This window comes from Photobacterium proteolyticum, assembly GCF_001939735.1.
GTDB lineage: Bacteria > Pseudomonadota > Gammaproteobacteria > Enterobacterales > Vibrionaceae > Photobacterium > Photobacterium proteolyticum.
This window is the reverse complement of sequence record NZ_MJIL01000093.1, coordinates 1-21249: the sequence shown is the minus strand read 5'-3', so window position 1 is coordinate 21249 and position 21249 is coordinate 1. Positions and strand designations below refer to the sequence as shown.

Sequence of the window (21249 nt, the reverse complement as noted above, 5' to 3'; positions counted from 1 at the left end):
TGATCGTGAGATTGCTTCTGCATTGCCCTATTCATAAACCAAGCATCATTGATAATAAGCGTACACATATCAGTCTACAGCGTTCTACGAGTAAAGCTCCCATAAGGCTATATCAATCACAAGAGCACAATTCCACAATAGATATCGGATGTTGCATTCAAAGGAGGAGAACCCCAAGTATACATGTTATTAGTCACTTTCGTTAAATGACAACCCGTCAACACAATCTTAACAACAATTTCAGTTCACTGTTGCATGACGAAGGAAAATGAAGGAAAATGAAATAACATGTAAAACACAAAGAAAGCGAAGAGACTAAAAACCAATGAAGTTAAAACACATCCTCCTAAGTATCTTTGGATTGCTAAGTTTCAGCCTGATTTTTACACTATCCACCATAAATTACATCAATTTCAAAGATGGCTCGGTCCAGTCGGCTAGAAATTCATTATCTTCTAAAAGCGAATTGTTAGGGAGTTTAGCTGAACATAAGATCAACGCTTACTTCTCAAAATTAGAACTACTAGCAAGCCAAATGTCGACAACGGAGGAAGACTTAGCTCAAGTAGAAAACTATGCTGAAGCCATGAATAACTTACAGCAAAAAGCCGGATTTAATAACATTTATTTTGGTCTTAAAAGTGGTGAGACTTACTTATCAACAGGTAAAATACCTAACTTCAACGCAAAAGAATTAAGCAGAGAATGGTATGTAGAAATCTTTAACAAAAAAAAGTCTAAAATTATGACCACCCCCTATACAATAGAGGGAGAGGATATTGTTATGGCGCTTGCCGTACCTATAAAATATAACGGTGAGACTGTCGCTGTACTTTCAGGAAATATATCTGTTACTGAATTAAGCAAATTCTTAGAAAATTACAGTGGAGACAATCAAATATTCGTTGCTCGAGACGATGGTTACATTCTGGCAGCAAAATATCCCGAGATGATTGGGAAAAACCTTTATTCAGAAAGACCAAGCTATGCCAAATATAGCAACAAAAACAAAAGCCACCATTTATATACTCAAGATGGAGAAGAGTTTTTTGTTGTATCTTCCAAACTAGATAGCCTAGGATGGACATTTTGGTCTTGGGAGGCAAGTCATAAAATTGAAGCCCCATCATTAAACAATCTAAAGCAATCGACACTAATAGCTTTTTTACTTATCTTATTATCTCTAGCTATTATTTATATTGTGATTCAAAAAGCTATATATAAACCACTTGGCGGTGAGCCTAATGAGGTTGAAGTAATGTTAAAAAACATTGCAGAAGGTGATCTAACTAATATAAAAGAATATACCACTGCCGACACAGGAATCTATAAAAGCGCATGCATATTACAGAAGAACTTAAAAGAGATCTTAAAGCAAATCAACTTAGCTGCTGATAACCTTGAAAATACTGCTATTTCGGCATCAGCCCAGTCAGAACAACTAAGTGACGGAGCAGAAGAGCAGTCAAGTCAATTAGAACAAACGGCAACAGCAATGAACGAAGTTACAGCTACTGTTGACGAGGTTGCGCGTAACGCATTAGAAGCATCAAAATCAGCGGCTCAAACTAAAGAAAAATCTGAGTACGGTGAATTAGTTATGCATCAAATGAACGATGAGGTCACCACACTTCAGTCTGGCATAGATAAAGTTGTAGCTGTTAACCAGAAGTTAGAACAACAAACACAAAACATCGGTAGCATACTAGAGGTTATTGACAACATATCAGAACAAACTAACTTACTTGCACTTAACGCTGCAATTGAAGCTGCGCGAGCAGGAGAGCAGGGGCGGGGATTTGCCGTTGTAGCAGATGAAGTTCGAAGCCTTGCAAATAAAACTAAAAATAGCACAAGTGAAATCCAAAAAGTCATTGAAGAACTTCAAAAGGAAGCCACACTATCAGTAAAACTGATGGACAATAATGAAAGCGTTCTTAAGCGTACTATAGAGCAATCAAATAATGTAAATAGTGCTCTTTCAGAGATTAGTATTGCCGTTGAAACAATTTTAGATATGAGTCATCAGATAGCTACTTCAACAGAAGAGCAAACTCACGTATCAACAGAGATTAATACAAGCATCTCACAAATCAGTGATGTAGCAAAAGATATTTCAGCTGCAGCTCAACAAAACCAAAATATGGCGCAGCAGATCTCATCTCACTCCAGAAAAATGAAGGCCCTTGCAAATTCATTTCAATTATAATAAATAATACACACTGCATATTATATGCAGTGTGTATGTAAAGAGAGATACCAAAGGCAAACATGAACATCAGTACAATAGCGAAATTGTTAGAGTCTACAATAGACAACTCAACTGGAATATGGCGGACAGAAAAGGGCAGCGTATACCTTAATGGAAGTACGTTTTACAGATTACTAAATTTACCTAACAATAAAGTCAGCTTTAAGAACTGGATGTCCATTATTCATCCAGAAGATAGGGATAAATTATCTTCGATTATAGAGGCACACAGAGCTAAAAAAGAAGAGATAGGGAGGTCTCAATATAGAGTTCAGACCAGAGATGGTGATTACATAGAATTAGAGTCTGTAGGTTTAAGATATATTGAGAATAAAGAAGAAAAATGGATTGGTCAACATAGAGTTATAACATCACCTAACAGTTACAAAACTCGACATACCGAAACTGGACTAAAGACAATTCATAGCTTAAGTGAAGAATTATGCCATATTATATCAGACAAGGAAGATTATATTGGATTTATTATTAGCAGTGAACGCCTTGCTAGAAAAACAAGAAAGTATGGAACAAACATACATTTGAATTTTATCGACTTCATAGAGACATCAATAAAGTCTGTTTTTAAAAATAGCTGGAATTTGTACTATATAAATGACTCGACATTTTTTTCCCTTTGTCCTATAGCTAAATATGAAAATACCCTTGATAAGCTTGCTTTTAGCTTATCAGAAAGCTTAATTGTTCAATCGGAATTAAGCTTGTCTTTTACTAGAGAAGAAATCTCCCTTGTTGCCCTAGAGATTAACAATATTACATTAAAATTAGATAATCTTGATAAGACCCTAGTAAACTATAGCCGTTATGCACATGAAAATTGTATAAACAAATTTCTTGTTTTATCCAAAGTTAACCATGAGGCTATATTTCGCCATCTGACTATAAAGGATTCATTGTTAGATGCTATTCGTGGCGATAAATTTACTATTGCGGTACAACCTATTGTAAACTTGAGTACAGGAGAAACTCGTAGTCATGAAGTATTGGCTAGATGGCAACATCCTATAATCGGTAACATCTCCCCAGCAGAATTCATCCCACTAATCAGCAAACAAGGTTTTACATCCTCTTTTGGTTGGATGATATTTCGAAAATCATGTGAATTCCTTGTAAAAGAAACGAGCTTCAATAATTCGATTAATATAAACATCTCTGTCGATTTCCTGACCAGCCATAACTTTGTGGAAAAAGCTAAAATTATGGCTGATGAATATAATATTGATACGAACCGTATAGTTATAGAGTTAACTGAATCAGTACCAATCGATGATGAATTAAAGGTTAGACAACAAATTTATGATTTGAAACGTTGTGGTTTTTCTCTTTCCCTAGATGATTTTGGCTCTGGTTACACTTCCTTATTTAGTATATTTGACCTTCCTTTTGATGAGGTGAAAATAGATAAAAGAATAATTCAAAACATCCACAGCAGTATAAATTACATTCAATTAATAGATTTTTTAATTAATGTATCTAAGGACCGTACCTTTCGATTGGTTGCTGAAGGTGTTGAATGTCGAACACTTACTTCAACACTGAGAGATCTTGGAGTTGACTGTGTTCAAGGGTATGCGATATGCAAGCCATTTACACCATCTTAACTTAAAAACTTGAAGTTATCTTATTTCTATTCATACAACATCTCAAACAAACCATTTCACCAAGACAAACTATTTAAATGGCCAATGAGAGTACAGCAAAAGCACCCTAAAGCATCATTTTTAGGGTGTTTAACTCTTTATTAAAGGTTTCTTTCATATAGCTAAACAGACATGAACAACACAACTTAATTGGTATAATTACTAACAACCCTGAAACCAAAATGGTTATTACCACGGTTTTCAAAATCTGAAGCGCGTGCATAGCTTGCTAACGTTGAAGCATGATAATTCCAAGAACCACCGCGCCGGACACGCTTGTTATCTACATTTGGAGTTGTATTTACCGGGTCAACAGCATCATTGCTATAAAAATTTGCATCATAATAATCAGCACACCACTCCCAAACATTCCCTCCCATGTCGTAGAGGGTGAAAGGGTTTTGAGCATAAGACCGCACCGCGACTGCATGACCATCCGGATTGTATACTCCCGGCGTATCACCGTTATAGTTAGCCTTACTAAGATCAATGGTGCCATCATCAGTTGGATACTCATAATTATATCCAGCTTTTGCTGCATATTCCCATTGTGCTTCTGTTGGAAGTGCTACTTCATAGTATTGAGCAAAAGCATCAGCACCATACCATTTCACCCAATTAACAGGCCAATCTGATTTATCGTCATCCAATAGTTCAAATTTTTCACCCGTAAAAGTTATCCAACTTTTATTATCAATATGTTCTGCATGTCCATCACTGGTACAGCCACCTGTTTCTCCTAGTTGCAAATAAATTTCACCAGCATGAGGGGCAATATCAGTAGCTACGACCATGTATTCGTCATAAGAACCACATGGATCTGTCGCTGTCATTAATTCAACATTTATCAAACCATTGTTATATGCGCTGTTTAAAAATTCAATGTACTGGGCATTGGTAATTTCAGTATCCGATATAGAAAAATCAGATACAGTTATATTAACAATTGGACTATCACCAGGCATAGAAGCTCCCCCCATTTCAAAACTACCACCTGGAATATCTACCATTAAAATGTCACTAGGTAACTGTGTAATTGTATCAGAGTTTTCAGCAACTATTGACGAGGACCCACTGGAATTACACGCAGTAAGAGTGACGGACAACACACAAACCAAATTGATATTTGTTATTTTATTCATAGTCGACCAAACAATGTTATTAATCAATAAATTTAAACTATTTTTTCAAGATTTTAAACTTTGAGACAAAGCGTATTTATGTTACCAAATAAAAAGTCAATCTTTGTTTATACACTGTAAATCTATGTAATTTAAATTTTAAAAATAAACCTTAAAAACATAAAAACTCCAAATAAAGAACAGCTACACCTCAACAAGAAATAATTCAAAACATTTTTATGTGAAACATGAAGTTTGTAATTCTCCCATTAGTTTATAATGGTAAATCTGTATCAACACTAAAATCAAATGTAATCTAGTTTTCTCTTTACATTAACATCCAGTATCTAAAGAAGGCGGTTTAGAGCTGAAATTAATATATAAACAGAAACAAACTTATCAGTTCCTCTTACATCAGTCCCTACGGATAAAGTATTACCATCTTCACTTAATGACATACCCCACCCCACAGAACTTTTTAACTCTTGGCCTTGAATAGTGCCAACATATGCTAATAAATTCTCTGTGGATAATGTTAAAGCATTACTTTTAATATTATTGTTTTGATTAGATGCAATGACAAATAACTCTAAATCACTATTCAACAATTCATTATCGATTGATAATTCTTGAGAGGTGGTTAATACCGACTCTCCTATAGGTTCAGAATGATTAGAATACTCCGAACTATGACAACAAATTTGAAACGTTTCAGCCTTATTTGCTTCATCCCATTAAAAAAAGAACATCTTCGTTTTATCCGTCAACCTTTAATCGAATGTAAACTAAAAGCCTCAGGCATCAAGCTATCAGATGTTATATCCAATGAGCTATCATCTGTTATAACAGTAGAGCCATTAAAACCCATCTGGTAAACAGTACTGAGAAAAGCTGCAGTATAGAATATATGTAATTTACCAGAACCTATTAAAGTTACTTTTCTTTATACACCGTAAATAGTAAAAAAAACATCAACATCAGTCGAAAAATATGCAAAAAACACGTTACTCTGTGTCTGACTAATCTATTAAATTATATCGTCACTTGTTTACTACCGGAACTCGAAACCTTAAAACTTCTGAAGCTAAGTCAATAGCTGTATTCAATTTGCTCCGAGATCAGGTCGATTTTTTCGTTCTGCAAAACTAGGATCACAAACAGGTCTTATGTTATCTCTGGCACCTTCATCCGAGCCAAACTTACTCACGCCCCCCTGTAGTCACGATAAAGCCATATAGCCTGCGCTTCATCAAAGTATTCCAAGATCTCAAATGCCCTCTGACTCTCGATCAAAAGCTTACAAACGACAAGAGGAACGGAAGATGACTCAACTAAGGAGGTTATTCACTCGTGACCATGACGTAATAATGGTTTTCATGACAATCACTTTTCCCAGGGAAGTAATAATCCATAGACTGTCACTATAGAGCCTCCTACTAACCTGACTGACCGTTTGTATGCCTTCGCACCTGAATTCACCATAAAATGGTACTAAATTTTGAAATCACTTGGTGTTACGTAACACGCCAGTGCTGGCAGTAGTATTCACCTAGCGCCAGCACTGGAACCTTTAGAAATAAAAAAAGGGCTACTGCTTTTTGTCACTATGGAAGGCGAAACGACTATACACACTCCCTTCTTCGGTCACGGCCTTAAACTTGATTGATCTTGAGTTGTTGATTGAGATCGGAAGGAAAACCCGTCCATTTTCGTCAGTCTGGAACGTTTGTCGTACCTGAGGCACATTCACCAGTGACACAGTTGCGTTCGCAGCAGGCTGACCTTGTTCGGTCACTGTTACCCAGGCGCCATGCGACATACTCGAGACTCTGAGATCTGCCAGAGAGACTGACGAAAAAGTCACGGCCATGGCCGCTAGTACAAGATGTGTCTTTCTCATTTTATTTCTCCATCACTCTTAACCACACCGGCTACCACTACACATTTCATGCATCCCATGACATTACATAGTGCTAGCCGAACTTACGTTAATACTAGCCTTGTGTGAGAGCATCCAAGGAAGTGACGATAGAAATCAAAATCGATTCGCATTACAAAGACACAATCTTATCTTTAAACTCAGCCAGCTCGACATGGCTAAGGGTATTTACCCCATCCCGACCGTCAACCAGATCAGAGATCACTACCTTACCATCCTGGTTACTCGATATATGATATTGAGAGGTGTCTCCAGTAAAAATAACCGAGTTCTTCCCGCTATTACCCGTGATGTGATTATCGAGTTGATTAACAATCACATTAACATCGTTGTTTCCCGTCAAGGTGATATCTTTCAGATACTGTGAATGATGGGTATAAGGCTTGTTCTGATCAAAGCGCAAACTGAAATCACCACTGAAGCTATCATCGATTCTTGCATTATAGGTAAGGTAAGGATGAAAGAACTTGTCTCGCATTAACTGAGCACCCAAATTGTCCTCAGACATAATCTCATCACGCGTTTTTGCAATATATACACCCCACATGCCATAGGTTTTACTATCCGTCCATGCGCCCCACAGTCCATAATAGGAATCGACAACAGAAGCTAAGTATTCCTGTGACAGGCTATTTTCATCCCTGAGCTCTTCAATCCAGTCCTGGTTTTCTGAACCTATCCCCCAGGTTCCAGCAGCAAGCGCTGATACCTGTGCATTACGTATTTCCGCCTGATAGGCAGGTAACACCCCCATAAAGCTCTCGTACTGGTCTACGCCAATACCGGTATCATGGACCAAATGAAGTATTTCTTCGAAAGTCGCATCACGGTGGTCATAGTTTTGCTCTATGTACCATTGATGCCCCTCAACTTGAATTTCATCCTGATATAACGGCTGTCCGTCTAGTTCAGCCGCACGATTAGTACCATCATCCCTACCATTAAGCAGCAGTAATATCGCATTGTTCTCAGCCATCCTATTGGCTACAGCTGTTTTATCTGCGCCGTACTCTGAACCGGGATATGGCATCAAGTAGTGCTCAAGTACCGAACGCGCCCTGATGATCTGATTATCGGAAAGCTTATCCTGCGCGATGAGGTGAATTGCCTTGCCGTTTGGCGCAGTCACCTTGGTATAGCGATTAAAGCCAAGTCGTCTGCTATAGGTTTCGGAGAACTCTTCAGGCACATTGTTTATTTCAAGCGCCAGTGTTTGAGCCGACAGCTCCCGATGAGTACTGGGTTGAGATGCAGAGATCGATTTACAGCCTGAAATAGCGGCAAAAACTATAGCCAGGGAGCCAACAATAACTTTATTCACAACACGCTTCTTCTTCAAAGGATTTATGACAAGTATGCCATTTTCATTCAATCGTTAAGTACAAGTGTGTATGAATAGCCAGTTGCTGTGTATGGTGATGTAAGAGAAACAGAAACAAGACAGCCCAGCTATATGCATAAGCCTGTTATTAATACAGCATAAATTAGGGAATAATAATGAAAAATATCATTGTAGCGGCTACTGTTACTTCAGCAGTTCTTGCATCTCCTGTTTCGTTCGCTGAGGAAAAAGCAACAATAGATGCAATGTTAGCTGATGAACCCGAAGATAATAAATCTGCTCAATGCCGTTTTCCTGCTCGCAAATTATGGTTAAGTCAGGTACTTCCGGGTATTTAGGCAAGCCAGCATCAATGTACGGTCACTTATTAATAAAGCTAAACAACCAAGAAAGCAGCGAGCTACTTGAGAATCACTGGGAGCTATCAATAGTTGACCTCCGTGCTCTCTATCGAGATAACCAATGAAGCTTAAAACGTTGGGACCTATTTCATGTAAGAAATATCAAAGCAGGCATATCTGCAGGCATGGTTTCACGAGTGACACCAACCTGGCGAATGTCTCTGGCCACTGGCTATCATTACTACCTCGATAACACAGAACAACGTGATCATACTATAGAATGGGAACAAAGATTCGGTCAGGCTAAAGATTGGGATATCCGAACTAGTATTAGCTACGATGGCGCATAAGAAATAAGCATATCATACAGCTATTACTGGTAAGTCCTCATTTTGCATCTACACTTTTTGTATTGATACATAAAGGATTATGCACTTGTCTAAGCCAGAGAAATTACTCGTTTACTTAATCTTCGTATTATTTCTTACAGGATGTGAGAGTTTATTTTTCTGGCCATCAAAAAAAATGGTACCTTCCCCAGAGTATTTTAATTTCACTAAACAAGATAGATACTTTACGTCTGAGGATGGCACCATTATTCACTCTTGGCACCTTCCTGCATCAAAAGAAAAGCGCGGCACCATTTTCTTCCTGCATGGCAATGCACAAAACCTCAGCTATCATGTGGCCAATGTGTATTGGCTCATCGATAAAGGGTGGGACGTCGTTATTATCGATTATCGCGGATACGGCCGTTCTGCCGGAAGTCCAAACTTTGGAGCGGTTCAACAGGATGCCTTAGCTGGCTACAAAGCACTCCTTGCCCAACAACCTGACAATCTTCCTATAATAGTTTGGGGACAAAGCCTAGGAGCTGCTATCGCAATAAATCTGACCGCAAGCCTTCCTCACAAAGACCTTCCACAAGGAGTTATTATTGATAGCGGATTCAGTTCGCCACGTAAGATCATGCAAGAGACTCTTGGTAAGTCTTGGATCACCTGGCTATTTCAGTATCCTCTCAGTTGGTCAATAACAACCGAATATTCCCCTGATCAAGCCATCGTCAAAATTAAGGATATACCCCTGCTGTTTGTACATAGTGCCAATGACCCACTTATTAACTCCAAGCACGCAGAAACACTCTTCGACCTTGCAAAGTCCCCCAAGCAGCTCTGGATCTCACAGCAGCAAGGCCACAATACAATTTGGAACGATGAACAATGGCGTGAGAAACTATCTTGTCAACTATCTAATTGGCCAACCCTTCAACCTGTTGAGGAAGCATGTAAACCACAGCAAAGCTTGGATGATACATAATACAGCTATCTATAAACTAGTTATTATCACTACGCCAGAAATGAATTTAGCTTTCTTTAAACACAAAAAAACCAGCACTAGGCTGGTTTGATTTGTATGGCTTAGCCATCAATATGGAGGCGCGTCCCGGAGTCGAACCGAGGTCCACGGATTTGCAATCCGCTGCATAGCCACTCTGCCAACGCGCCATATTTGGTTTGCTACTTTTGCCTCTATGGTAAAGCAAAAGNCGTCCCGGAGTCGAACCGAGGTCCACGGATTTGCAATCCGCTGCATAGCCACTCTGCCAACGCGCCATATTTGGTTTGCTACTTTTGCCTCTATGGTAAAGCAAAAGGAGATGGTGCCCCGGGCCGGACTTGAACCGGCACAACGCGAACGTCGAGGGATTTTAAATCCCTTGTGTCTACCAATTCCACCACCAGGGCACGCAATACTTGATTGCGATAAGTAGTGCTAACTTCAGACTAGCTAACGCACATTAGTTAAAGCGGCTAAATCTCGGCACAAATTCACGCACAGGTAATTTCACACAATAATAGCGACGTTCTGACTCAGTAGAACCTGAAATTGACAGGAGATTTTAGGCGGGAATTTGAGAGAAAAGCGGACACGGAATCTTAATAAATACTTTAATTAGGGTTGGTGTCCACTTTTTAATTAAATTAGCAGTTTCAATTAATATTAGAAAATTGTCAGGTAACCAATTTTACAATATCCTGCACTATCTCTAGTTGTATAAATCTTCACCTTTCTCCCAGATGCTTGAGCTGCTAACAACACACTTAAAAAGAATCATAATTATCGTTGTGTTCATTAATATAATCCCAATCATGTTCATTCTGACACAACTTATATCTCTCTTTTAACACAACTCGAAGGTCCATATTACCTCCACCTGTAATGTGAATAGACTCAACATGGCCCTCATAGTTCGCTACCCAGTTTGCAAAACTAAACGGCGAATATAAGGTTAGTGTTGCTAAAACAAATAATAAAACCTTCATTATAATTCCTTAAAATTTACACGTGTGGATTTAATACTTCATTAGTTGAACGCTGTTAAATCCATATATAGCGTGAGCTTGATTCCCATTAATGCTTGGCATTATTCTAGTCTGATGTTGACAATTACTTCTGTTAAGCCTCCCCCTCAAAAGGCTAATTGAGTAATAAACATAATAAAAATCATATATTTTTATTATGTTTAGTTATGAATTAAAAGATACTAATTAACTTACAAGTTATTGCAGCATGGCCTCTAGCTGTTTTCTTCGGTGTATCTACATTGTAGATAACATCAACAGTCTTATCCGCCATGTAATTTGCTAGTGCAGATGAAAACAAAGCTTCATCTTCAAAGCTTATGTATAAACTATTTTTACTGCAGCTATTCCCCATACTTTTAAGATTAGAAATAGCTTTTCATCTTAATTCCTGTATTTATTGTTTATATCACCTAATAGATCATTACTTCACTAGTTAACATGATTAGTAAAAATAAAAAAGCAAGCTTACCTATCGTAAGCTTGCTTTTAAGACCTAAATTATATTAAATTGAACTTGCAATACTCTTCTAATTGCTTTTCTGTCAAGCTTCCAAGCGATTTTTTGATTTTTTCACACTTATTAATTAATAAGTCTGCAGGTTTATCTTTTGATAGCTCTATTTTCGACAGTAACGATAAAGTATCTTTCTCCGCTACTCTAATATAACTTACATAGGAATCATTTTTATAATTAGTTGTCATACCCAATATTATATTGGATGCTGGATGTTCTCGCTCATCAATAATTTCTCTCATAATTGGATCTATGCCATAAAACTCAGCGGCTTTAGGATTAATCAATCCATATATAGGTCCCATAGTATCATCTATATATTGTTCAACGGTCAGTCCTTTAAGGTTCTCATCAGAGATTTCAACTTTGAAATTAAAGATGTATATATTATACTCCGAATAAAACTCCGCCCCTTCAAAACAAATTGTTTTACTTTTATCCTGACAACTAAAGGCCTTTAGCAAATGTTCTTGTTTCACATTAATACTTTCAGCATAAGAATAATGGCACAAAGTCAATAATACTAATATAAGAATTCTTACCATTTTGATATTATCCCTTGATATTTTGATGGGGGTGAAATTGAAGCGTTAGTAACACTTGGTTGGGGGCCTGCATCGCGAACATTTCTTGTTTCTTCTTCCCTATCAATTTCAGTTGTATATGATACTCGACGACCTGTTTTCACACGTTCTCCCGTTATATGTGTCTCATTTGTTGAAGAAAAATGCTTCGCTTTTTGACTATAAACGTCATATGTTCGAGTTATTGTTGTAACAACATCAACTTTAACAGTTTGATTTGCTTTTATAACCGTTACAGTTCCATTGACAGTAAGTTGCCCAATAGCTCCAAGGGTGACTGTTGCAATACCTTGCGCCACTTCTGATACTGAATCTGTAAACTCAGTATTATGCCTTGGCTGATTAGCTTGTACTTCAGTAGTAACATTCAGACTTTGCTCAACATCCTCTGCTAATTCTATTGTTTCAACTCTACCATCAATTATACCTGGTCGATATTTTCCATTCCGATTAACATATCCTTCAAACTCCTGTTCATCATCAGCAACAAATTTTCCACCTCGATATTGCTGGTAACCTACATCATCAACTGTTTCTGTTGATTCGCTCCCATCGTTTTTCGAATTCCTTCGATTTAGAGCACCATTCTGCTTTCCATTATTACAACCTTTTTTACTATCTTCACCAGATTCTCCTGCATCGCCAGTATTCACATCACAACTTTCACCAAACATATGCCCAGTCGGATCAATATACTTCATTGGATTATTCATAACATAACTATAGCGGTTAAAGCTATTTGTTCTATACGGAGATTGAATTATTGGGTCAGCACTCAAGAATCGGCCAAGCTCTTCGTCATACACCCTGCCGTTCATATGGATCATACCCACTTCTTTCAAGTGTTCATGTCCGGTGAATCCGCGGTTAGTCAGTGTAAACTGGAGCAGGTTGCTTGCGTTGCTTTCATCGTCCCATTGCACCTTACGCGCTTTACCCCAAGGGTCAAAACTGCGGCGCTCGACAATGATGCCAAAGCCATCCGTGATCAGGTCAATAGAGCCCAACGCGTCATAGTGCAGGTAGCGGATCTGGCGATCACTAGGCTTATCCGCGCTATCGTGCTGGGTAATATTCAGCGCAATCAGCTTGCCATCGGCATAGATGTACTGCTTATGCTCAACTTCACCTGTTTTCAGGTCTTTAACCTGCTCATAGAGCTTGTCGAAGTACAGGGTTTCCTTGCCTGTGCTGTCTTTACGATAGTAGCGCTGATGGTTAGCATCATACTCAAACTCAACCGTATGACCATTGCGGGTGATCTTGGTGGGTTTGTTGAAGCTGCTCCACTCCAATGAACGTTCGACTACTTTCTTGGTTGTACCCGTTTCCCCCTTCAGCAAGTTACCGACATTATCATAGGTAAAGGTTATCCCGTTGGCTTTGGAAACCGCATGAGGCCCTGCCCCTCCATACTGATAACTGCCAATATCGGTTTTATTTTCCAGGTTGCCCAGCTTATCGTAGTCGTAGCTAAACCGACGGTTAAAGTCAGGGTTATTCGGCCCATGTCGATCTGCACGGTCGAGCATAGGAACAGACGCTTTCAGCCTGTCCAGCGCATCGTATTCGAAGCGTTCGCTAATGCCCAACTCAAGATCATCACGCCGGGTGACGTTGTTGTTGGCGTCGTAGGCGTAGCGCAGGTAACGCACGTTCTGACCCGCCTTCAGGTTCAGGTGGTTGCGATGGCTGACAACGCTGCTGGCCCGGTGGGTCGCAATAACATTGGGACGTCCCGTTGCCGGGTTGTGGACGTAGCTATTGACCAGGCCGTTCCCCAGGGTTTCGGCCAGGGTATGGTCATAGGCATCGGTACTCTGCCGCTGCCAGTAGAAGATATAACTGTCGTCTTCCGCCGCCTTGCCCAGCTCGATCTGCGTCAGTACCGTCTCGAGGTGGTCGGCCTGACTGACCCGCTGGTTATTGGTACAATGCCGCCGCTGCGTTAAGTGGTTCCCCGCTAGACGGTTGGCATCATCGCAGTACAGCCCGGAAAGGTCACCGACCTGCTCGGCCAGCGATGTCAGTTGCTCGGCCAGTCGATAATAGTACTGGTAGCGGGTTGCCGAGATCTCTGCTGCAAGGCTAAGCTCCTCAGAGGTATAGATCAGTTCCTTGCGGACATCGCCGCCGACGGTAGCGGCATACACATCGTCACTGTCGATCAGATCGAGGGAGCCGTTACGGTCATAGTCTCTCAGCAGCCACTCTTCAGGCCGGGTGAGACCGAGACTCTTGAATGTCTGGGCACTGATCTTGTGAACCGTCGACTCGAACAGCACGCGTCCGGGGGCCGAGCCAGCCCGGCGGCTGGAGATCTTGAAGTATTGCTTGAGGTCGATATCCAGCGGGATCGTGACATCGTCGTGTAGCGCCACCCAGGCAGCGGCCTGAAGGTAGCACTCGCCGTTGGCGGCACAATACTTCTTGTAACGGTTGGCGCCTTTGAGCAGTCGGGCAGACTGGCTGTCCAGGTTATGAAGGTCAATCTCCCTGTTGGCATAGTTGCCGGCCTGCTGCTTGAAGAAAGACTCTTTTACCGCATACTCCTCGGCCTTGGCCAGGTATGCCCGGGCCTGTGCCAGCGCGGCCTCGACCAGTTTTTGCACATCCCCCTTGAAACTTTCGCTCTTGAAGACATCATCGGCATAGTCCTTGGGGCTGCGCACCGCAGCCTGGTAGCCGTATGGGTTGTACAGGTACTCCAGCTTGAGACCGTTCGGGCGAATCTCGGTGGCGACCCTCTCTAGCCCGTCGTAGGTATATCGGGTGAGCAGTTGCTGCCCCTTGGCATTGATACGCACCTCTTTGACCTGGCCGAGATCGTTATAGTAGAACTCGCGCCGGGAGCCGTGGCCGGTAACATAAGACAGCAATCCGACCCCTTTCTTCCGCTCGTCATAGACCCAGGACGAAGTATGGTTGCCCTGGCGCTCAGCCGTCTTCCGGCCGACGCTGTCATAGCGGATGTGCGTCTCGACGCCGTTGGCGTCCCGCTTGTACGTCAGCTCGCTGAAGACATTGTAGTTATATGTCCATACCCCCATATCGGGATCCTTGAGGTATGTCCGGTTGCCGAGGTTGTCGTAGCGTATTTCAGTAACATGCCCGGCTGCGTCCCTTGTCTCCCTGAGCTTTCCGTCGGGGTAGTTGACGTAGGTCTGCGACGCACCCAACGGCTCTACGGTCGCGGTAATATGGCCCAGCAGGTTATAGTAAATGCGCTTTTTGTTGCCCTTGGCATCTATCAGGATCGTCTCCAGTCCGTCGTACAGCGTCCTGCTCTTCACGGGCTGGCCGTTTGCAGACGGCTCGGTCTTGGAGATCTCCCGGTCGCGTTCGTCATAGCCAAAATAGACCGTCGGCAACGGGTTAATCTGGGTATCGGGACGCTTGAAGCTCGGCCGGGTGACGGCAACCTTGCGGCCGTCCTTGTCCCACCGGCTGTCCCGGTATACCCAGCGCCCGTCAAAGGCCTGGTGCATGCTGCGGATTTCACGGCCCGCAAAATCATAATGGGTAACCGCCGTGTAGACGCCCCCCTTGCCGTTGGCCATATTGGCAATCACACAGCTGGTCGTCCTGGCGGTACTTTCCGGGCAGGCCCTGCCTAAGCGGTATTGATAAGCTGTATTGTCCTTGCCCTTGCTGCCCGGCGGGTTTTCGTTCTGGAGACGCCCGAACCCGTCATAGTCAAAAACCGTCAGCCTGCCCTTGACCGGGCTGACCGTCCTGTTGACCAGGCCGAACCGGCCGTCATACTCATATCGGGTCTCGTGGCCTTCCCCGTTGGTGATCGACTTCGGGAACAGCCCGTCCCCGTCATAGACCGTCGTAGTCGTACGCGCTGTCGTTCCGGTACCCGTACCCGACACCTGCTCGGTGAGGGGGTTTCCGAAGCGGTCATAGGTGTAAGATGTCACCACCTGCTTGCTGGTGTTGCCAAGATTGGCATCCCCTGCCTCGTATTGCTGCGGCTTCAGTACGGAGCTTGATAACAGCCCGTTCGGGGTATAGCTGAAGGTATTGGCGACAGTACGCGTGAAATTGCCCTCAGAGACGGTCTGGCGCGTGCTGGTCGGGGCACTGACTTTCCAGTAGTTATCGCCGGACTCGGTAATGAGCGAGGTCACCGTTTTTCTGGCGTTCACCAGCTCGGGTTTGCCGTCGCCGTTTGTATCCCTCACGACAAGGCTGCCGCACGATGTATTGTGAACCGAGTTATACTCTTTTGCAGTAACGGGGATTAATTCGGCTCTGTCGATCACTGTCACCCCGTTCGCGCCGGTCGTAGGGTGGGTCATTAGCCTGTAGTACTCCCGGTAACGCTTTGTGATCAGGGGAGTACTGACATCACCGTGGATCAGCACAAACTGGTCTATCGGCTTGACGTATTTCCCCCCGTCCGGGGTGCACTTGACCTGAAAGCTGTCATAATCGTCAAAAAACGACGGTTTTTCTGAGGTGTCAATGTTAATGATCGTGTTGATTTTATTGGTGCCGCGGCTCAGATACGCATTCTCAGCGGTTCGGGTTACCTTTCCGGCCCCGGCAAGCTGACTGGTCAGGGTGTCTTTCTGGGTTAAAATATTACCGAAGGCATCATAGGTATAGGCGGATACCGTCTGTTTTTCGATCCGGGCGCGGCTGTCATATGCAATCTGCGTCTTCCCGTTCAGGGTAACCGAGTAGTACTTGGCCCTGAAGCCTTTGTGTTCCTTGCGGGTATACTGGTAGCTGGTTTTAACGTAGCGACTGTCGTTTCGGTAGGTTGTCTGTTCCCTGATTTTCCCGGCCAGGATCGGATCCCGCTGTTCAAATTTTGTCACCGTTTTCTCGGTATTCAGGCCGTGGCGGATCCGGTCAATTTGTTTAAAACCCAGGAAGCCCTCGCCCCGGAGGTGAGACTTGGCCCCATAGTACTTGAACGATGTCTTGACGTCGTCATAACCCAGGGGCTTGGTGACATACTGCGAGACAACGTACTTGGTCGGTGTCGTGTTGACGATCGGGTACTGGTGATAGGGCTCCTGCTTATGGACACTGCTTACCAGCGGCGCATAGGAGACCACATAGCTGACGCCATACTCGCCAATCGTATTTATTTTATCCTGCGCAAAAGGCTTGCTGCGCTTGACGTTGGCCCCGTCGATATTGTCCGGCCAGCCATCAGAATTGACATCAGCAATGCTGACCCCGCCTTTACTATTGGTATTGCGAACAATTTCTAGTTGGGAGTAGCCACTAGTGCCTTGGCGGGTATTCGAGAAAATCCCGCCCTTGTTGATAAAGGCTTGGTCTGCATAGACAATGTCCGGTAGGCCGTCGGCATTGATATCAGTAACGGTTGTTTCTTCAGGCGAGAAATAATGATAATACCGATAACAGGTGTCACCATGACAGCCGTATCTTTCGCGGTCTAATTGCGTTTTATATTTTACGGAAAGATTATCACCAATACGTTGGAACTCTTTTCCTGTAAAGTAATACGTCTTTAATTCGTTTGTTATCTCCCCGTCGATAGTACCAGCTTTAGATACTCTCCAACTGGCCAACAGGTCCTGGTAGCCGTCGTTGTTGAAGTCAGCTACCAGCAACAATCGGTTGTTACCCTTAAACACGGTCTGTATTTTTTTGCCCGATTTATAATAATCCAGCGTACCATTGGAATATTTCAGGTACTCATCCGTCTTGCCGTCACCGTTGATGTCATGATAAGTACACCCCGCGCACTGAGGCTCGATGGAATAGGTTCCATTACCATTTTTGTCTATCGGGTATTTATCCGATCTCGCCCATGGGTACGCCTTGGCACCACCCGTATAAAATTCAGCGTAACGCCCTTTTCCCGCTGGATAGGCGAAATAAGACCCGGGGGACGAGGGGGTATAACAGAAGAGACGGAAGTAAGGCGCATTGTTGGCGGCCCAGTCTGCGACGGTAAAGTCATAACACGCGGCGTTTTTGTTACTGGAGTTGATGTGCTTCCAGCCGGAGGCCTTTCGTTTAGCATCGGAGTTCTGGACAACCGTTTGCTGGTCTTTGCTGAGCGCAAAAATCTCTATATTCCCGTCACGTTCCAGATCGTACAATTTCGTTTTCTTCGCGTCATAAGGGAATATCTTGGCCTTGCCGCTGAATACCGGTTTTTCCCGGGCCTGCCAGCCAAGGGATACCGGGGTACTGCACGCCCCCTGGACACACTGCGTCACCGAGGTTATTAGCGAGCGCCCGGTCCCGGCTGAATAGGTATACGCCAGCTTATAGGTCGCGATCTCTGCGCCGCCTTGTGCCCGGCTCGTGATCGACTTGATACGGTAGTTGTTGTTTATCCGGCTGCCGGCCAGGTAGCTAAAACGGGGATCTTTTCTCCCTTCATAGGCAATGCTGACACTGCCGCCGGTATAGCGCACGGCTGCCAGCCGGTGAATACCGTTTTTTTCGTCCTCGGTGTACTCGTAGCTGATATCATTCTTTTTTGTAATATCAAGCGACTTGCTAAGCGCCCACTTGTAAATACTGATCTTTCCCGGAAGCTCAGCCCGAGAGTCCTGGCTTTTGCCGTATTCGTATACCCCCCCGTCCTTTGACCAGACCTTGAAATAGGACGGCCCGTTGCCCAGGCGGCCATACGACACAATTTTTCGGTAGTCATTATTCCGGGTACGGTACTCGGTCGCATTCTCGCCGGGCTTCCCTGTTACGGCAATCAGGCGCTTGCCGTCGAGACAAAAACGGTCGTCATCGTCAAAGTTAACGCCTCCCCAATGACCGTCAATCGACAAATTCTTGCCGCAGCGGTAAATCGAAGACATTCCCTGCAGCTGCCAGCCGACACCGGCGATACCATTGGGATTATCGCTCGAATAGGCGAGCTGAAATGACGGGGCATGCCCTGCACGGCCGGGGGCCACCTGTATCGGGATCTGATAATCGACCTGGCCACCGTTTATATCAAAGTCCCCTTTCAGCATGACCATAGTGGCATCAGCCTGATAGGGGAGCAGTACCCCCAGGGACAAGATTGACAACAAACGCTTTAGATTATTATTGTTATATCGCTTCACGGCTTAACTCTCCCCTTGTGGCGCCAGACTCATCGCCTCGATACGCGCTCGTAGATCATCCATTTCCTTTTTAGCCTCGACGGGTACCGATGTCTCGTCGTCCGCGTTTAACAGCCCATCGGGGAAAATATCTTCCCCCTCATGAACGGGAGGCTGGTAGGACTTCGCCAGGACCTGCTGCAGCTGTTTCACGGGGGCCGGGTATTCAAAATTCTCACTGACTGTCTTTGGCTGCGGTTGGCCGTTAGTTTTTCCTGTTTCAGCGGCCTCGGGGATTTCCCTGACCGCGGCGTCTTGCCGCCATAAATAGAGGTTCGTCATTGCTAAAGCGGAGATAGCAACGAGCCCATAAAATAGATATTTGTATTTCACGCACTCTTCCTGCCCAATAAAATGAAATAATTCAAGATAGGTAGCCAAGCGTATGCTTAATAAGGTACGAACGCTTTCTACTGCCGCAACGACGTTGCCTGATAGGACAATGCCATTACGGAACGTTTCAAGTGGCCTCGTGAGCAACCCGAAGGAGAGGAATCCGGGGTGCGTTATCCGAGGTTTAACGCCATTGTTTTCCGTGTTTTTCTCTGACCGCGCCCTCAGGCGTAATCGGCCCCCTTTCATCTGTACGCCTTTAACCGGGGGGTAAACCCCAAAGCATTGATACTTGCCTCCGATCCCAAGCTGATTGTTGCCGTCGAGTAGCCACAAGAATACGCAGGTGCAGGCACTGACTGCACACCGATAAGAAATAACAGATTAGGTATGACACGGCCTGTCAGCCTGATAAAACAACTCTCCGAATCACCGGTGAACCGCTATAATCAGGCATCGGTGCCAGTCAATTTTGTACGGGATCGGAGCCACTGCTGTGCTCACCGCTCGATAACAACCGTCGAGACAAGAGGATTATCAAAAACACCACATTGATCATCCACGACAACCACCTTAACGGTTTTCTGTGTTGTCAGTGCGGTCAACAAAATAGAGAGCGCCGTTTTGTAATCATAAGGGTGAGAGACCTCATAATAATCAGACTTAGAACAACGAGGAGGCTTAGTATATTTCCCCCCTTCTATCTTGAATACAACTCGCTCTTTATCATGGGCACTCCACACCTCGGTAACATGCAAGTTGCTGTGCCAGCTACCGCCAGCAGCTGCAATTTGTGAAAACAATATAAAAAAAGAAGCGATTATTAACTTATTCATTCTTATTAACCTTAAAGTTAGTATTTCATATATAAATAAAAGAGAACTCAAATCCCCACCTTTTCATCTATCAATTAGTAGAGCCGTTTATTACTTATTATGAGCTTATTATCATACAAATAATACTACGCTAGGGCGTACCGTATATGAATCCCAAACACGCTACCGCCCCAGAAATAAATCTAGTCATAGGTGAAAATTGAATAGCATTAGAGTATATATTCCAATTCATCTATTAAAAATAGTTATACCTATTAGAATGTGATATAAATCATAAACTTGAACAATATTTAAGCGCGCAATGAGATGATTGATTTAGATGGATGAGCTCTCACAACGCCCAGAAAACTAGTCATAGCAGTAAAATAGAGATCTGAGGTACTGACTGAATTAACATATCGAACTGTACTCTTCACACCATGAGTACAGCGGCTATCATTAGTACTCAGCATTGACTCCAACTAGTTGGACATGGTGCCCCTTTCACTGATTAGAATATTATGCAGGGCGTCAAATGACGATATTGTTCTTCGCAGCCACCTCTGCTCCGTGGTCATTCATGTTTTAGCAATCGAATCTTGTAGCTGGTTATTAGCCAGCCAATAGATAGGTACTATCAACAGCAACGAAACTGACAGGCGGACACCGCCCCTAATAAATGATTTTAATTAGGGCTTGTGTCCACCTCTGGCCACTCAATCACCGGTTATCGCAGGAAATCAGTCAATACTGCATATACACATATTGCTAATGACACCATATTCTGCTTCTTTGTAAGCGCTCCATGATCACCACATTCAAATAACCCTACAGTGCACTTATCATCATATTTCCCTTAATGAATCGGAGATA

Annotated in this window: 15 protein-coding genes and 3 tRNA genes; 6 read left to right on the top strand and 12 right to left on the bottom strand. The window is 43.2% G+C overall.

Going from position 1 to position 21249, the window contains the following annotated elements; translation table 11 throughout:
- The first annotated feature begins 325 nt into the window (after positions 1–325).
- Together BIT28_RS23035 and BIT28_RS23030 are read left to right on the top strand one after the other, a co-directional pair.
- Positions 326–2209 carry a methyl-accepting chemotaxis protein gene (locus tag BIT28_RS23035; protein WP_075767297.1) on the top strand — a complete coding sequence of 628 codons (1884 nt, stop codon included), beginning with the start codon at positions 326–328 and terminating at the stop codon, positions 2207–2209.
- Between the two features lie 62 nt (positions 2210–2271).
- Positions 2272–3870, top strand: coding sequence for a sensor domain-containing phosphodiesterase (locus BIT28_RS23030; protein ID WP_075767296.1), 1599 nt, complete (start codon positions 2272–2274; stop codon positions 3868–3870).
- A gap of 185 nt (positions 3871–4055) precedes the next feature.
- Here BIT28_RS23030 and BIT28_RS23025 read toward each other — a convergent pair whose 3' ends face one another.
- From BIT28_RS23025 to BIT28_RS23010, 4 genes are all read right to left on the bottom strand, one after another.
- Positions 4056–4919 (bottom strand): formylglycine-generating enzyme family protein, encoded by an 864-nt coding sequence (locus BIT28_RS23025; protein ID WP_075767295.1) that lies wholly within the window; start codon positions 4917–4919, stop codon positions 4056–4058.
- A gap of 458 nt (positions 4920–5377) precedes the next feature.
- Positions 5378–5635, bottom strand: coding sequence for a hypothetical protein (locus tag BIT28_RS29385; protein ID WP_139310511.1), 258 nt, complete (start codon positions 5633–5635; stop codon positions 5378–5380).
- Between the two features lie 983 nt (positions 5636–6618).
- Entirely contained in the window at positions 6619–6930 is a 312-nt protein-coding gene (locus BIT28_RS23015; protein ID WP_075767293.1) for a serpin family protein, read from the bottom strand.
- Between the two features lie 151 nt (positions 6931–7081).
- Positions 7082–8290: a hypothetical protein gene (locus tag BIT28_RS23010; protein ID WP_217696661.1), complete on the bottom strand. Its 1209-nt coding sequence runs from the start codon at positions 8288–8290 to the stop codon at positions 7082–7084.
- A gap of 176 nt (positions 8291–8466) precedes the next feature.
- Between BIT28_RS23010 and BIT28_RS29700 the strand changes: the two genes are divergently transcribed.
- The 4 genes from BIT28_RS29700 to BIT28_RS23000 all read left to right on the top strand — a co-directional run bounded on the left by BIT28_RS29700 (position 8467) and on the right by BIT28_RS23000 (position 9972).
- Positions 8467–8649, top strand: coding sequence for a DUF7843 domain-containing protein (locus BIT28_RS29700; RefSeq protein WP_075767292.1), 183 nt, complete (start codon positions 8467–8469; stop codon positions 8647–8649).
- Positions 8595–8777 (top strand): lipoprotein N-acyltransferase Lnb domain-containing protein, encoded by a 183-nt coding sequence (locus BIT28_RS30425; RefSeq protein WP_139310510.1) that lies wholly within the window; start codon positions 8595–8597, stop codon positions 8775–8777. The genes BIT28_RS29700 and BIT28_RS30425 overlap by 55 nt, the downstream gene beginning before the upstream one ends.
- Positions 8778–8813: 36 nt before the next feature.
- Positions 8814–9002: a DUF7840 domain-containing protein gene (locus BIT28_RS30470; RefSeq protein WP_483875138.1), complete on the top strand. Its 189-nt coding sequence runs from the start codon at positions 8814–8816 to the stop codon at positions 9000–9002.
- A gap of 79 nt (positions 9003–9081) precedes the next feature.
- Positions 9082–9972: an alpha/beta hydrolase gene (locus BIT28_RS23000; RefSeq protein ID WP_075767291.1), complete on the top strand. Its 891-nt coding sequence runs from the start codon at positions 9082–9084 to the stop codon at positions 9970–9972.
- A gap of 114 nt (positions 9973–10086) precedes the next feature.
- Here BIT28_RS23000 and BIT28_RS22995 read toward each other — a convergent pair.
- The 8 genes from BIT28_RS22995 to BIT28_RS22955 form a co-directional block, all read right to left on the bottom strand.
- Positions 10087–10160 (bottom strand) — tRNA-Cys (locus tag BIT28_RS22995).
- A gap of 39 nt (positions 10161–10199) precedes the next feature.
- Positions 10200–10268 (bottom strand) — tRNA-Cys (locus BIT28_RS22990).
- Positions 10269–10313: 45 nt separating this feature from the next.
- Positions 10314–10400: transfer RNA gene (locus BIT28_RS22985), tRNA-Leu, on the bottom strand.
- Positions 10401–10757: 357 nt separating this feature from the next.
- Positions 10758–10979: a hypothetical protein gene (locus tag BIT28_RS22980; RefSeq protein ID WP_075767290.1), complete on the bottom strand. Its 222-nt coding sequence runs from the start codon at positions 10977–10979 to the stop codon at positions 10758–10760.
- Positions 10980–11519: 540 nt separating this feature from the next.
- Positions 11520–12014, bottom strand: coding sequence for a hypothetical protein (locus BIT28_RS22970; protein WP_139310509.1), 495 nt, complete (start codon positions 12012–12014; stop codon positions 11520–11522).
- Between the two features lie 59 nt (positions 12015–12073).
- Positions 12074–19189 carry an RHS repeat-associated core domain-containing protein gene (locus BIT28_RS22965; protein WP_075767287.1) on the bottom strand — a complete coding sequence of 2372 codons (7116 nt, stop codon included), beginning with the start codon at positions 19187–19189 and terminating at the stop codon, positions 12074–12076.
- Positions 19190–19192: 3 nt separating this feature from the next.
- Complete coding sequence (locus BIT28_RS22960; protein WP_075767286.1) at positions 19193–19810, bottom strand: hypothetical protein; 618 nt, start codon at positions 19808–19810, stop codon at positions 19193–19195.
- A 251-nt stretch (positions 19811–20061) separates the two neighbouring features.
- Positions 20062–20397 (bottom strand): hypothetical protein, encoded by a 336-nt coding sequence (locus BIT28_RS22955; protein WP_075767285.1) that lies wholly within the window; start codon positions 20395–20397, stop codon positions 20062–20064.
- Between the last annotated feature and the right edge of the window lie 852 nt (positions 20398–21249).